Below are 14275 nucleotides of genomic sequence, written 5' to 3'. Positions count from 1 at the left end.
GTAGAGCACATCCTTGGTAAGGATGAGGTCACCAGTTCAATCCTGGTCGTGGGCTTTAGTTTGGCAAAAGTTGGTTAATCATGAGAAATATCATTACCTTAGCTTGTACAGAATGTAAGCAAAGAAATTACACGACAACGAAAAACAAACGGACTATGCAGAATCGTCTTGAACTAAAAAAATATTGTAAATTCTGTCGGACCCATAAAATTCACAGGGAAACAAAATAGTTTCATGGTAAGCGCTTACTTTGAGAACGCTTGCATTGTTGCGTGGAAAAAGGCCAGTAGCTCTAATGGATAGAGCGCCGGACTCCAAATCCGGATGTTGGGGGTTCAAGTCCCTCCTGGCCTGCCATTTATTTGTAAGCATTCAGCTATCAGCCTTCAGTTTTCAGCGAAAGCAGAAAGATACTGGGGGAAGTTCACAAATTCCATGATGAGTTTTCATACGTATATTTTTGTCTTGACTTGTTTTACTGATTACTGATCGCTGACGGCTGAATGCTTTATATTAGGTTGTTCGATGGATAAAGTAAGATTAATCGGAGAAAAGATAAAACAGTTCTTAAAGGATGCAAAAGTTGAACTGAAAAAGGTGTCATGGCCGACTCCAAAACAAACCCTTGCCTCCACGTTGGTGGTAATCGTTGTTGTAATTATCGTTTCCATATTTCTCGGTATTGTTGATTTTGGCCTGACCAAAATAATCAAAAGGGTTCTGGGTTAAATAAATACATGGCTTTCAAGTGGTACGTCGTACACACATATTCCGGGTTTGAAAATAGAGTTAAGCTCTCTCTGCAGGAAAGGATAGAAGCAGCGGGTATGCAGGCGTACTTTTCGGATATTCTGATACCGGAGGAAGATATCGTAGAACTGGTTTCTGGCGAAAAGAAGACATCCAAGAGAAAGTTCTTTCCCGGCTATATCCTCGTCAAGATGGAAATGAATGACGATACATGGCATATCGTCAAGAATACCCCCAAAGTAACCGGTTTCATCGGGAGTAAGGATAAACCATCTCCGATACCAGACAAAGACGTGGAGATACTTAAGACCAGAATCGAGGAAGGCACCTTAAAACCCAAACCTAAATTCAAGTTTGAAGTTGGCGACCACGTGAGGATAATAGACGGCCCATTTATAAACTTTGATGGAGTCATCGACGAGGTTAAGGCTGAAAAAGGGAAGTTAAGGGTTATTGTCAGTATTTTTGCGAGACCAACACCAGTGGAGTTGGATTTTATACAGGTTGTTCAGAGTTGAGAAAAGCAGGTAAAAGGGACTTGAGGCCAATAGATTTCGAGTTTAAGCCACAATATTTACTTGTTGAGCTCTAACACCGCCTCCGGGCTTTTAAAAATTAAAGCCTTTGACCGCGTGCAGAGAAGGAGATCATCATGGCAAAAAAGGTTATTGCAAACATAAAACTTCAGATCAGCGCAGGTAAAGCAACTCCGTCGCCACCTATCGGCCCGGCCTTGGGCCAACATGGGGTCAACATCATGGAGTTCTGTAAAGCATACAATGCCATGACACAAAAGCAGGAAGGAACAGTTATCCCCGTTGTTATAACCGTGTACGCTGACCGATCATTTACCTTTGTTATCAGGACGTCACCGGCTTCAGTGCTCCTCAAGCAGGCAGCCAAAATCGCCAAAGGTTCCGGCGATCCTAAAAGAGAGAAGGTGGGAACGGTAACGAAGAAACAGATCAAGGAAATTGCTGAGTTGAAGTACAACGACCTGAATGCTGTTGATATAGAGGGCGCTATAAAAATCGTGGAGGGAACGGCAAAATCCATGGGAATTGAAATAGTGGAATAATTTTAGTTTGAGGTCTTATCATGCGTAGAGGCAAGACTTTTTTAAAAGCGGAGGAAAAGATTGAACGGGGGAAACGTTATTCCCTAAAGGAGGCGGTGGAGTTGGTCGTCAGTACGGCGAGGGCAAAATTTGATGAAACCGTTGAGACGGCAATCCGGCTGGGTGTAAACCCCCAGCATGCCGACCAGATGGTCAGGGGTAGTGTGGTTTTGCCCAACGGTCTGGGTAAATCGGTCAGAGTGCTGGTTTTTGCTAAGGGGGATAAGGAAAAGGAGGCCCTTGAGGCGGGGGCCGATGTGGTTGGTTCTGACGACCTTATTGAAAAGATCAGGGGTGGATGGCTTGAATTTGACAGGGCGGTCGCCACCCCGGATATGATGGGTAGCGTGGGGAAATTAGGTAAGATATTAGGTCCCAGGGGTTTGATGCCAAATCCAAAGGTTGGTACGGTTACCTTCGATGTAGAAAAGGTTGTCAAAGAACTCAAGGCTGGCAAGATCGAGTTCCGGGTGGAAAAGGCAGGAATTGTGCACTGTCCTGTAGGGAAGGTTTCCTTTGGAGCGGATAAGCTACGGGAAAATATCGTTGCCCTTGTGGAGGCGATTATTAAGTTGAAACCGGCATCAAGTAAGGGGAACTATCTTAAGGGCATGTCCATTTCCACTACTATGGGGCCCGGTATTAAGGTTGATCCTCTGGGGATAAAAAACGTTTAGTATAAGTCATAAGTCGTAAGTCGTAAATGCTAAAAAAGGGAGGCTAAGAGATTGAAGCGAAATGTCAAAGAACAGATTGTTGCGGAGCTTCAGGAAAAGATTAAGGATTTCAAGATAGCAATTCTGGCCAATTATAGGGGCCTGAATGTTGAGAAAATGACTGTTCTGAGAAGTGCCCTGCGTAAAACCAACGCCGAGTTACAGGTGGTTAAAAATACACTGCTGAGAATTGCCTCAAGGAATACGAATCTTCATGAGTTGGAGGGATATTTCAAAGGTCCTTTAACCATTACCTTAGGTTATAGCAACGTTGTTGAACTAACCAAGGTGTTGGTTGACTTTGCCAAAAAAAATGCTGAGCTTGAAATTAAGGCAGGTATGATGGAGGGAAAGTTTTTAAGTAAAGAACAGATTACTATGCTGGCCGAATTGCCGGGACGAGAGGTCCTCCTGGGGAAACTCTTGTCTGTTCTGGTAGGAGTTCAGAGGGCACTGGTTAGCGTGTTAAGCGGTGTTCCGAGAAACCTGGTTGGCGTTCTCGATGCTTATCGAGCAAAAAAAGAATTGGTAAACTAAAACATTCATAAGCGGTCAGCGGTCAGGAAGAAACAGAACGCTAATTGCTGACCGCTTACAGATAGTAAGCATCTAAGGGGGTAAGCCTTTGTTTTTACTGAAAGCTGACAGCTGATAGCTGAACGCTTACAAACATTTAGGAAAGGATGAGAGAAATGGCAAGGCAGATCACAAAAGAGGATGTCGTAAAATTTATTGAAGAGATGACGGTTCTTGAGCTTTCGGAGCTTGTCAAGGAACTGGAAGCAAAATTTGGTGTGTCTGCAGCTATACCGATAGCCGTATCAGGGTCTGCTGCAGGACCTGAACAGGTGGCACAGGTTGAAGAGAAAACAGAATTTGATGCCATCCTGACAGGATTTGGCGACCAGAAGATTCAGGTAATCAAAGTCGTCAGGGCGATAACAGGTTTAGGACTCAAAGAAGCCAAGGATCTGGTGGATGGTGTGCCAAAGCCCATCAAGGAGGGTATTTCGAAAGAAGAGGCAGCCGATATCAAGAAAAAGATAGAAGAGGTCGGAGGAACCGTGGAAATTAAGTAGCTGATAGCTGATAGCTGATAGCTGATAGCTGATAGCTGAAAAACACTGATCAGCAAAATATTAATTTACCACGGAAGGGATGGTATGGATAAGTTTAGAAAAAATTTCGGCCGTATCAAGAAAACCATGGATGTCCCCGATCTTATCGATATCCAGGTCAAGTCCTACGAGAAATTTCTCCAGAAAGATGTGGATCCGGACAAGAGGGGTAACTTTGGTCTTCAGGGTGCATTTAAAAGTGTCTTTCCCATTTCTGATTTTAGTGGAAAATGTTCCCTTGAATTTGTCAGTTACAGGATCGGGAATGCCCGATATGATGTGAAGGAATGCATCCAGAAGGGGATGGCCTATGCTGCCCCCATGAAAATTGTGGTGCGGCTTATTGTATTTGATACCGATCGAGTCTCGGATCAGAAGTCGGTCCGGGATATTAAGGAGCAGGAGATTTACTTTGGTGAGATCCCTCTGATGACGGATAATGGCTCGTTCATCATAAACGGTACGGAGCGTGTCATCGTTAGCCAGCTTCACAGATCTCCCGGGATCTTCTTCGATCACGATAAAGGGAAAACACTCGCCAGTGGAAAACTCATCTATTCAGCAAGAATTATACCGATTAGGGGTTCCTGGCTTGATCTTGAGTTTGATTCCAAGGATATCCTTTATGTCAGGATAGACAGGCGAAGAAAGATGCCGGTCACGATACTGTTGAAAGCCATGGGGAATTCAACGGAATTCTTACTGAATTACTTTTATCAGATTGAAAGGGTATTTCTGGAGGATGGCCAACTCTATATGGCGGTTGATGATTTTCTCATTGGCGAAAAGGCACCGGCCGACATCATCGCTCCAGCAACCGGTGAATTGCTTGTCAAGAAGGGGAGAAAGATCACCACAAAAACCTTAAGGAGAATGACCGAACTGAATATCGATCGGATACCCCTTGACGACCTTGATATGATAGGAAAAATTCTCTCCGCAGATGTTGGCGATCCGAAAACCGGTGAGATACTATTGAGATGCAATGAGGAGTTGAGACTGGAAGGTTTGGAACTTATTCGTGAAAAGGGTATCCACGAGTTTCGTTTTATTCACCTTGATGAAGACAGAAGTAACGCCTCTATCAGAGAGACTCTGCTTGCCGAGCGGATTGAAACCAAAGAAGATGCTATTATAGAGATATACAGAAGGCTTCGGCCGGGCAATCCTCCTATGCTGGAAACAGCGCAAAAATTCTTTCACGGCCTCTTTTTTGAAAACGAGACTTACAATCTCTCTGATGTGGGGAGAGCGAAGATGAATTACAAACTTCGCCTCGATGTACCTACAGATGTGACAGTTTTACGAAACGAGGACATCCTGGCGGGGGTCAAGTATTTGATCGATCTCAAAAACGGGGTGGGTGATTGCAGTATAGATGATATTGACCACCTGGGTAACAGACGGGTCAGGTCTGTTGGAGAGCTCATTGAAAACCAGTATCGTATAGGTTTGGTGAGAATGGAGCGGGCCATTAAGGAGAAGATGAGTCTTCAGGATATTGAAACTATGATGCCTCATGATCTCATCAATGCCAAACCGGTTTCTGCGGTGGTGAGTGAGTTTTTTGGAAGCAGTCAACTTTCCCAGTTTATGGATCAGACAAATCCACTTTCTGAAATTACCCATAAACGGAGGCTGTCAGCGCTTGGTCCCGGCGGCCTCACCCGCGAGAGGGCAGGATTTGAAGTACGAGACGTTCATCCTACTCATTACGGTCGTATCTGTCCCGTGGAAACACCGGAAGGTCCTAATATCGGTCTGATTGTTTCTCTCTCCACCTATGCGAGGGTGAATGGGTTTGGCTTTATAGAAACTCCTTACAGAATAGTGGAAAATGGAAGGGTGCTTGATGATATCCGGTATCTTACGGCTATTGAAGAGGAAAATCTGATCATTGCTCAGGCTGACACACCCATCGATGCAAACGGAAAATTTATCGGAAATCTTATTTCTGCAAGGAAAGGGGATGACTTCCTTTCTGTGGTACCGGAAGAGATAAATATGATGGATGTGTCGCCCAATCAGCTTGTCAGCGTTGCGGCTGCCCTGATTCCCTTCCTGGAACATGATGACGCCAATCGTGCTCTTATGGGTTCCAACATGCAGAGACAGGCGGTTCCCCTTATTAAACCTGAGGCCCCCCTTGTGGGTACGGGTATGGAATCTGTCGTTGCCAGGGATTCAGGTGCCGTTGTCGTGGCAAAGCGCTCCGGGGTTGTGGTGAGTGTTGATGCGGGAAGGATCGTGATAAGTTGTGACAGCGCCGAAAACGACAAGTTAGATACAGGTGTTGATATCTATAATCTGGCGAAGTATCAGCGTTCAAATCAGGACACCTGTTTCAACCAAAAACCGATCGTGAATGTTGGAGAATGGGTTAATAAGAATGCAATCATTGCCGATGGACCTGCCACAGATATGGGGGAACTGGCCTTGGGAAGAAACGTGACGGTTGCCTTTATGTCATGGGGGGGGTACAATTATGAAGATTCCATACTGGTCAGTGAGAGGATTATAAAAGATGACATCTATACCTCTATCCATATTGAAGAATTTGAGGTCATGGCCCGGGATACAAAACTTGGTAAAGAGGAGATTACCCGAGATATTCCCAATGTGGGAGAGGAAGCCCTAAAAAATCTCGATGACAGCGGGATAGTCCGCATGGGCGTAGCGGTAAAACCTGGCGAGATTCTGGTGGGAAAGATTACCCCCAAGGGTGAGACCCAGTTATCCCCGGAGGAAAAACTCCTGCGGGCCATCTTTGGTGAAAAGGCAAGCGATGTCCGTGATACTTCCCTCCGGGTCCCCCCTGGTGTTGAAGGCACCGTGATAGATGCCAAGGTCTTTACCCGGAAAGGAACGGAAAGGGATCAACGGTTGCAGACGATTGAAGATGAGGCCATTTCACAACTTGCCAAAAACAGAGATGATGAAATAAAGATTATCTCCAAAAATGTGAGAAGCAAGATCTTCGCTATGCTGATCGGGAAGATATCCGCGTCAAAGCTGGTTGACTCCAAAAAGAAAAAGATATTATTGAAAAAGGGAGAAACCATTACCGACGAACTCCTGGGGAAAATCCCATTTAGCCTGTGGAAAGATATATTGCTTGAGAATGAAGAGGCCACAGAAAAAAAGATCAGCTCTTTATTTGCAAATCTCGAGCGGAAGATAGAGTTTGTCGAGGCTTTTTTTGCAGAGAAGATCGAGAAACTAAAAGCCGGCGATGAACTCCCACCAGGGGTGATCAAGCTGGTCAAGGTTTATATCGCCATCAAGAGGAAACTTTCCGTGGGTGATAAAATGGCAGGCCGTCATGGCAACAAAGGGGTATTGTCGAGAATACTTCCCGAGGAAGATATGCCGTATTTTAAAGATGGCACGCCAGTGGATATTATTTTAAACCCTCTCGGTGTTCCGTCACGGATGAATGTAGGACAGATCCTGGAAACACACCTCGGGTGGGCGGCAAAAAGGCTGGGAGAAAAGATCAATACTATACTGGAGAAACGTTACAGTATTGATCATTTGAAGAGGGAAATAAAAGAAATCTATTCTTCTCCTGAATTTGATCGTTTTGTCGATGGGGCCACCGAAGAGGAAACTAAACGATTTCTTGGTCGGCTAAAAAGGGGAGTCCCGGTAGCAACACCGGTTTTCGATGGTCCCGATGAAATGCAAATCCGACAAATGCTTAAAATTGCCGATCTTCCCGAGACTGGGCAGACCATTCTATTTGATGGAAGGACGGGTGAGCCGTTTGATCAGGAGATCACCGTGGGTATGATTTACATGTTAAAACTTCATCATCTTGTTGACAATAAGATTCATGCCAGATCCATAGGTCCATACTCTCTGGTGACACAGCAACCTCTCGGTGGAAAAGCACAGTTTGGTGGTCAGAGACTTGGTGAGATGGAGGTCTGGGCCCTGGAAGCATATGGGGCCGCTTATTCACTGCAAGAGTTCCTCACTGTTAAGTCTGATGATGTGGCAGGCAGAACGAGGGTATATGAAGCCATTGTAAAAGGTGAGCATACCCTGGAACCGGGACTGCCGGAATCCTTTAATGTACTGGTCAAGGAATTACAGAGCCTCTCTCTTGATGTAGAACTAATCGAGGAAGAGTAGATTAGTCATAAGTCGTAAGTCGTAAGTTTTAATAGAGGAAGAGTAAATCGGTAAGAGGAGGATATAGACGATGGAAGATGTTTTCAGTTATTTTGAAAAACCAAAAGATCCTATCAGGTTTAATGCCATTAAGATATCCATTGCCTCACCGGAAAAAATTCTCTCATGGTCCAATGGAGAGGTCAAAAAGCCTGAGTCGATCAATTACCGGACCTTTAAGCCGGAAAGGGACGGCCTTTTCTGCGCAAAAATATTTGGTCCCGTAAAGGACTACGAGTGTTTCTGTGGTCGTTATAAACGGATGAAACATAGAGGTATAATCTGTGAGAAATGCGGTGTTGCGGTCATACCATCGAAGGTTCGCAGAGAAAGAATGGGTCATATCAATCTGGCGTCTCCCGTGGCTCACATTTGGTTTCTCAAGAGCCTTCCCAGCCGCATTGGCAATGTACTCGATTTAACCCTCAAAGAACTGGAAAAGGTACTTTATTTTGAATCCTGGATCGTGCTTAACCCGAAGAATACACCTTTGAAGAAAAAGGATATCATCTCCGAGGAAGAGTATAACGAGTTGAAAGAAAAATACGGTGAAGATGCCTTTGAGGTTGGAATTGGGGCCGAGACTATTAGAAAACTTCTCGCAGAAATTAACTTAGAGAAGCTGGATGAGGAGCTGCGAACAGAGGTAAAAATAGTCAATTCTGATGCTAAAAAGAAAAAACTTATTAAAAGATTGAAGGTGGTCGAAGCACTGAAAAAATCCGGTGGCAAACCTGAATGGATGGTTCTCACCGTTCTGCCGGTTATTCCACCCGATTTACGACCCCTGGTACCCCTGGACGGCGGTCGCTTTGCCACATCAGACCTTAACGATCTCTACAGGCGCGTCATCAACCGGAATAACCGTCTAAAGCGTTTGCAGGAATTGAATGCACCTGAAATAATAATAAGAAATGAGAAGCGGATGCTCCAGGAAGCGGTAGATGTCCTCTTTGATAATGGCAGGCGCGGTCGGGCCATTACCGGTTCCAATAAGAGACCACTGCGGTCCCTGTCGGATATGTTAAAGGGAAAACAGGGGAGATTCAGACAAAACCTTCTCGGTAAGAGGGTGGATTACTCCGGACGATCAGTCATCACCGTGGGGCCTGATTTGAGATTACATCAGTGCGGTCTTCCCAAAAAGATGGCCTTAGAGCTTTTTAAACCCTTTGTCTATAACCGGCTCCAGGAAAAAGGTTATGTTACCACCGTGAAAAGCGCCAAAAAAATAGTGGAGAGGGAAACTGCCGAAGTGTGGGATGCCTTAGATGAGGTTGTTCGTGAGTATCCCATTCTGCTCAACAGGGCACCAACCTTACACAGACTGGGGTTCCAGGCCTTTGAGCCCGTTCTTATCGAAGGAAAAGCCATCCAGCTTCATCCGTTGGTATGTACGGCATTCAATGCTGATTTTGATGGTGACCAGATGGCCGTGCATGTGCCGTTATCCATTGAGGCACAGGCAGAAGCCAGAATCCTGATGATGTCAACAAATAACATCCTTTCCCCGGCAAACGGGAAGCCGATTATCAATCCCAGTCAGGATATTGTCCTCGGGATTTACTATTTGACAAGAGCTGGCTCCAGTGGCAAAGGGGAAGGTATGATCTTTTCTGATCCGGGAGAGGTTCGCAGCGCTCTCGATGCGGAGGTAGTAGATCTCCATACAAAGATCAAGGTTCGCATCGGAGGGGAATTAAAAGATACCACCGTGGGGAGGGTTGTCCTTTATGAAATTATCCCCGAAGCGATTCCCTTTGATGTGGTCAACAAGGTGATGAATAAGAAAGAACTGGCTAATCTCATCGATTATTGTTACCGGCTGTGTGGCGATAAGACAACGGTTTTGCTGGCAGATAAGTTAAAGGATCTTGGATTTAAGTATGCTACGAGTAGTGGTATATCAATTGCTATTCATAATATGGTTGTTCCTGCCAATAAAAAGGACATTGTAGCTAAGGCCAACAGGGATGTCCTGAAAATACAAAAGCAGTATATGGACGGTCTTATCACTGATGGAGAACGGTATAACAAGGTTATTGATATCTGGGCCCAGGCAACAGAAAAGATTGCTTCTGAGATGCTCAGCGGTATTGGAACGGAAGAAATCGAGGCGCCTGATGGGACAAAGAAAAAAAGGGAGAGTTCCAATCCCATTTATATGATGGCCGATTCCGGTGCGAGGGGAAGCGCCGTTCAGATCAGGCAGCTTGCAGGAATGAGAGGATTAATGGCCAAACCATCGGGAGAAATTATAGAAACTCCCATTACGGCAAACTTCAGGGAGGGGCTGACGGTTCTCCAGTATTTTATTTCCACCCACGGCGCCAGGAAGGGTCTCGCCGACACAGCCCTGAAGACAGCTAATTCAGGATACCTCACGCGGAGACTTGTTGATGTAGCCCAGGATTGTGTCATTACCGAGGAGGATTGTGGCGCCATTGGTGGTATTTATGTGTCTGCCCTTATGGAGGGGGGGGAAATTATTGAAACAGCAGGTGAACGTGTCCTTGGAAGGGTTGCCCTGGAAGAAATCAGGGATCCCTTTACCGGCGAGATCTTGGTAAGAGCGAATCAGGAAATTGACGAGTCTCTCGTAGAAAAGATTGACCGTGCCGGTATCGAAAGGGTTAATATCAGGTCCGTTCTCTCCTGCAAATCAAAGCATGGCGTCTGTGCTATGTGCTACGGCAGAGATCTGGCCCACGGGCACCTTGTAAATATTGGTGAAGCTGTTGGTATTATTGCCGCTCAATCCATTGGTGAACCGGGGACCCAGCTTACGATGAGAACGTTTCACATAGGCGGTACGGCAAAATTTGAAGAGCACTCTACCCTTGAAGCGAGACACGATGGCACGATAAAGTTTATCAATATAAATACTGTTAAAGGTAGAGGGGAAGACCTTGTGGTCATGAATCGAAATGGAGAGGTACACGTTCTGGATGAACAGCAGAGAAGCCGCGGGAAATACCCAGTTCCCTATGGAGCACATTTGAAAATCAACGACGGTAGCGTTGTCAAGAGGGGCGACCTGATTGCAGAGTGGGACCCCTTTTCCATACCGATTCTTGCCGAGGTTGATGGTATTGTAAAATATGGGGATATCATTGAAGGGAAAACTATGCAGGAACAGGTCGATGAGGTGACCGGTCTCTCCCGAAAAGTGGTTATTGAATTCAAGGGTGAGGATCTTCGCCCCCGGGTTTCCATTAAAGATAAAAAGGGAAGGACGGCAAAGGTACCTGGAACAAATACTGTGGCGAGGCATCTTCTGTCAGTAGGAGCCAATATTGTTGTTTCAGAAGGCGATACGGTCAGGGCGGGTGATATCATTGCCAAAATTCCGCGAGAGACGACTAAAACAAAGGATATTACCGGAGGTCTTCCCAGGGTGGCAGAACTCTTTGAGGCGCGAAAACCAAAAGAATTTGCCGTCATCAGCGAGATTGATGGTATCGTCTCTTTTGGTAAGGAATCCAAGGGAAAAAGAACGGTGGTTATTACCCCTGATGTAGGAGAGGAAAAGGAATATCTGATTCCCAAAGGGAAGCATGTATCTGTCCAGGAAGGGGACAGGGTCTTAGCGGGCGAGGCCCTGATGGATGGGGCTCACAACCCCCATGATCTTTTGATGATCAAGGGGGAAAAAGAGCTGGCCCGGTATTTAGTTGATGAGGTTCAGGAGGTATACAGGCTCCAGGGAGTCAAGATCAATGACAAACATATAGAGGTGATTGTCCGCCAGATGTTGCGGAGAGTAAAGGTGGTAAATTTTGGGGATACATCTTTTATTGCCGATGAGCAAGTGGAAAAGTACAGGTTCCAGGAAGAAAATGAAAGGGTGATAGCGAGGGGTGGAAAACCAGCCACAGGGGAGCCAATACTCCTCGGTATTACCAAGGCATCTCTATCTACCCAGAGTTTTATTTCTGCCGCATCCTTTCAGGAAACTACGCGCGTCCTTACCGAGGCAAGTCTTGGTGGAAAGATAGACTATCTTAGAGGACTTAAGGAAAACGTCATTATGGGAAGGTTGATTCCTGCGGGGACAGGTCTTATCATGTACAGAAAACTTGGCATCGAGACTGAAGGTGAAGAGACCTACCCCTCCGAGCTTGAAGATCAGGAAATAGTGGAGAAAAAACTTGACATGCAGGCTGTTAATTGATAGTTATTACGATTTTCCACGTGAAGTGAATAGATAGCACATCTTTCAGGGGGGATGATGCCTACAATAAATCAGTTGATACGTAAAGGGAGAGCTAAGATACAAAAAAAAGCTGCAACACCAGCACTTAGCGGTTCTCCACAGAGAAGGGGGGTTTGTGTAAGGGTATATACCTCAACACCCAAAAAACCAAACTCTGCCTTGAGAAAGGTAGCCAGGGTTCGTCTTACCAGTGGTTACGAGGTGACTTCGTACATACCGGGTGTGGGCCACAATCTTCAGGAGCATTCCGTTGTCCTCGTCAGGGGGGGCAGGGTAAAGGATCTACCTGGCGTCAGGTATCACGTCATCAGGGGTACACTGGATGCCATGGGTGTTCAAGACAGAAAACAGGGAAGATCAAAATATGGAGCTAAAAAACCGAGTTAAACGGAACTAGTATCATGCCGAGAAGAAGAGTAATTGCCAGGAGAGAAGTATTACCAGACCCCAAGTTTAATAATAAGCTTGTCGCAAAGTTTATCAGTAATCTCTTGAAAAAAGGAAAGAAAAGCACTGCTGAATCTATCATGTACGGGGCTTTTGGTCTCATTGAGAAAAAGACAAAAGAGCAGCCTATTGAAGTTTTTGAAAAGGCCCTAAATAACAGCAAACCTGTCATCGAGGTCAAATCAAGGCGGGTAGGTGGCGCCACTTATCAGGTACCAACGGAGGTTATGCCGTCACGGAGGATTGCACTGGCAATTCGCTGGTTAATCATTCATGCAAAGGAACGCGCCGAGAAAACCATGAAAGAGAAGCTGGCTGCGGAACTGATCGATGCGGCTAATAACAGGGGTGGTGCTATCAAAAAGAAAGAAAGTGTCCACAGAATGGCAGAAGCGAATAAGGCCTTTGCCCATTACAGGTTTTAGTTAAAAGGATTCAAGGAGTCAAGGATTCGAGTGATTGGGGAAGAACCCAAAATAGTAAACGAAAGAACTATTTAAAGTTTAAGGAGGTAAGTGAGATGGCGAAGAAAAAATTTGAGAGGACAAAGCCGCATTTAAATATCGGGACCATCGGACATGTTGATCATGGAAAAACCACATTGACTTCAGCTATTACAAAACATCTGGCTAAAAAGGGTTTGGCCGAATACAGGCCCTTCGATTCCATTGACAATGCGCCTGAAGAGAAAGAAAGAGGCCTTACCATCAATATTTCGCATGTCGAGTATGAAACAGCCAAGCGGCACTATGCCCATGTTGACTGTCCAGGTCATGCAGACTATATCAAGAACATGATTTCAGGAGCAGCTCACATGGATGGGACAATCTTGGTGGTGGCTGCGTCGGATGGTCCCATGCCTCAAACAAGAGAACACATCCTCCTCGCAAAGCAGGTGCAGGTTCCCTCTATTGTAGTCTATTTGAACAAGGTTGACCTGGTTGATGACCCTGAACTCCTCGATCTTGTTGAGTTAGAAGTGAGGGAGCTGTTGACAGAGTATGAGTTCCCGGGTGATGAAATCCCCATTATCAGGGGGTCAGCTCTGAAGGCCTTAGAGGCTGATGACCCCAAATCTCCCGAGGCAAAGTCTATATGGGAACTAATGGATGCCGTAGATAACCATATTCCGGAACCCATCCGTGATCTGGATAAACCATTTCTCATGCCTGTTGGTGATGTATTTTCTATATCTGGCCGGGGAACTGTGGTGACGGGCAGGATAGACCGAGGTATCATCAGAACGGGAGATGAAATTGAAATTATAGGTATCAGGCCCACCTTTAAGACAGTTTGTACCGGCGTAGAGATGTTTCGCAAGACCCTCGATGAAGGAAGGGCCGGTGATGATGTCGGTCTGCTCCTCAGGGGAACCAAGCGTGAGGAAGTGGAAAGAGGCCAGGTTGTCGCAAAGCCAGGTTCAATAACCCCCCATACAAAATTTCAGGCGGCTGTTTACGTCTTGACCAAAGAAGAAGGTGGGAGACATACACCTTTCTTTAGCGGTTATCGTCCCCAGTTTTATTTCCGGACGACAGACGTCACCGGTGTCTGCACGTTGCCTGAAGGCGTGGAAATGGTTATGCCCGGAGATAATGTTAATCTTGAGATACACCTGATTACCCCTATTGCCATGGAAGAACAGCTCAGGTTTGCTATCCGTGAAGGTGGTAGGACCGTCGGGGCCGGTGTTGTAAGTAAGATCATTGAATAGGTCATAGGGCCAAAGAGTGGA

Annotated in this window: 12 protein-coding genes and 1 tRNA gene; all 13 read left to right on the top strand. The window is 45.8% G+C overall.

Features of this window, described 5'->3' with window-relative positions; genetic code table 11:
* The first annotated feature begins 80 nt into the window (after nucleotides 1-80).
* The 13 genes from rpmG to tuf all read left to right on the top strand — a co-directional run bounded on the left by rpmG (nucleotide 81) and on the right by tuf (nucleotide 14254).
* The gene (gene rpmG, locus QMD03_04390) at nucleotides 81-230 is read left to right on the top strand and encodes a 50S ribosomal protein L33 (GenBank protein ID MDI6776471.1); all 150 of its coding nucleotides are present in this window, start codon (nucleotides 81-83) and stop codon (nucleotides 228-230) included.
* Between the two features lie 50 nt (nucleotides 231-280).
* Nucleotides 281-357, top strand: a tRNA-Trp gene (locus QMD03_04385).
* A gap of 168 nt (nucleotides 358-525) precedes the next feature.
* Nucleotides 526-729, top strand: coding sequence for a preprotein translocase subunit SecE (gene secE / locus QMD03_04380; protein MDI6776470.1), 204 nt, complete (start codon nucleotides 526-528; stop codon nucleotides 727-729).
* A gap of 8 nt (nucleotides 730-737) precedes the next feature.
* Nucleotides 738-1268 carry a transcription termination/antitermination protein NusG gene (nusG, locus tag QMD03_04375; protein MDI6776469.1) on the top strand — a complete coding sequence of 177 codons (531 nt, stop codon included), beginning with the start codon at nucleotides 738-740 and terminating at the stop codon, nucleotides 1266-1268.
* 134 nt (nucleotides 1269-1402) lie between these two features.
* Nucleotides 1403-1828, top strand: coding sequence for a 50S ribosomal protein L11 (gene rplK / locus QMD03_04370; protein MDI6776468.1), 426 nt, complete (start codon nucleotides 1403-1405; stop codon nucleotides 1826-1828).
* Nucleotides 1829-1848: 20 nt separating this feature from the next.
* Nucleotides 1849-2544, top strand: a complete 696-nt coding sequence (rplA, locus tag QMD03_04365) for a 50S ribosomal protein L1 (GenBank protein MDI6776467.1) — start codon at nucleotides 1849-1851, stop codon at nucleotides 2542-2544.
* Between the two features lie 51 nt (nucleotides 2545-2595).
* On the top strand, nucleotides 2596-3120 hold the full coding sequence (gene rplJ, locus QMD03_04360; GenBank protein MDI6776466.1) for a 50S ribosomal protein L10: 525 nt from the start codon (nucleotides 2596-2598) through the stop codon (nucleotides 3118-3120).
* A gap of 155 nt (nucleotides 3121-3275) precedes the next feature.
* Nucleotides 3276-3662 (top strand): 50S ribosomal protein L7/L12, encoded by a 387-nt coding sequence (gene rplL, locus QMD03_04355; GenBank protein MDI6776465.1) that lies wholly within the window; start codon nucleotides 3276-3278, stop codon nucleotides 3660-3662.
* 84 nt (nucleotides 3663-3746) lie between these two features.
* Nucleotides 3747-7838, top strand: coding sequence for a DNA-directed RNA polymerase subunit beta (gene rpoB / locus QMD03_04350; protein MDI6776464.1), 4092 nt, complete (start codon nucleotides 3747-3749; stop codon nucleotides 7836-7838).
* A 70-nt stretch (nucleotides 7839-7908) separates the two neighbouring features.
* A complete protein-coding gene (gene rpoC / locus QMD03_04345) occupies nucleotides 7909-12051 on the top strand; it encodes a DNA-directed RNA polymerase subunit beta' (GenBank protein MDI6776463.1) in 4143 nt (1380 codons plus the stop codon).
* Between the two features lie 57 nt (nucleotides 12052-12108).
* Entirely contained in the window at nucleotides 12109-12480 is a 372-nt protein-coding gene (gene rpsL / locus QMD03_04340) for a 30S ribosomal protein S12 (protein ID MDI6776462.1), read from the top strand.
* A gap of 14 nt (nucleotides 12481-12494) precedes the next feature.
* On the top strand, nucleotides 12495-12965 hold the full coding sequence (rpsG, locus tag QMD03_04335) for a 30S ribosomal protein S7 (GenBank protein MDI6776461.1): 471 nt from the start codon (nucleotides 12495-12497) through the stop codon (nucleotides 12963-12965).
* Between the two features lie 95 nt (nucleotides 12966-13060).
* Complete coding sequence (gene tuf / locus QMD03_04330) at nucleotides 13061-14254, top strand: elongation factor Tu (GenBank protein ID MDI6776460.1); 1194 nt, start codon at nucleotides 13061-13063, stop codon at nucleotides 14252-14254.
* The last annotated feature ends 21 nt before the right edge of the window (nucleotides 14255-14275 follow it).

Source organism: Syntrophales bacterium (assembly GCA_030018935.1).
Classification (GTDB): Bacteria; Desulfobacterota; Syntrophia; order Syntrophales; family CG2-30-49-12; genus CG2-30-49-12.
Note: the sequence above shows the minus strand (reverse complement) of the source record. Positions and strands in the feature narration are given on the sequence as shown.

Coding starts and splice junctions, on each gene's coding strand:
- rplA (MDI6776467.1), top strand. CDS start 1,849: ATGCGTAGAGGCAAGACTTTTTTAAAAGCGGAGGAAAAGATTGAACGG.
- nusG (MDI6776469.1), top strand. CDS start 738: ATGGCTTTCAAGTGGTACGTCGTACACACATATTCCGGGTTTGAAAAT.
- rpoB (MDI6776464.1), top strand. CDS start 3,747: ATGGATAAGTTTAGAAAAAATTTCGGCCGTATCAAGAAAACCATGGAT.
- rpoC (MDI6776463.1), top strand. CDS start 7,909: ATGGAAGATGTTTTCAGTTATTTTGAAAAACCAAAAGATCCTATCAGG.
- rpsG (MDI6776461.1), top strand. CDS start 12,495: ATGCCGAGAAGAAGAGTAATTGCCAGGAGAGAAGTATTACCAGACCCC.
- rplL (MDI6776465.1), top strand. CDS start 3,276: ATGGCAAGGCAGATCACAAAAGAGGATGTCGTAAAATTTATTGAAGAG.
- rpmG (MDI6776471.1), top strand. CDS start 81: ATGAGAAATATCATTACCTTAGCTTGTACAGAATGTAAGCAAAGAAAT.
- rplK (MDI6776468.1), top strand. CDS start 1,403: ATGGCAAAAAAGGTTATTGCAAACATAAAACTTCAGATCAGCGCAGGT.
- rpsL (MDI6776462.1), top strand. CDS start 12,109: ATGCCTACAATAAATCAGTTGATACGTAAAGGGAGAGCTAAGATACAA.
- tuf (MDI6776460.1), top strand. CDS start 13,061: ATGGCGAAGAAAAAATTTGAGAGGACAAAGCCGCATTTAAATATCGGG.
- secE (MDI6776470.1), top strand. CDS start 526: ATGGATAAAGTAAGATTAATCGGAGAAAAGATAAAACAGTTCTTAAAG.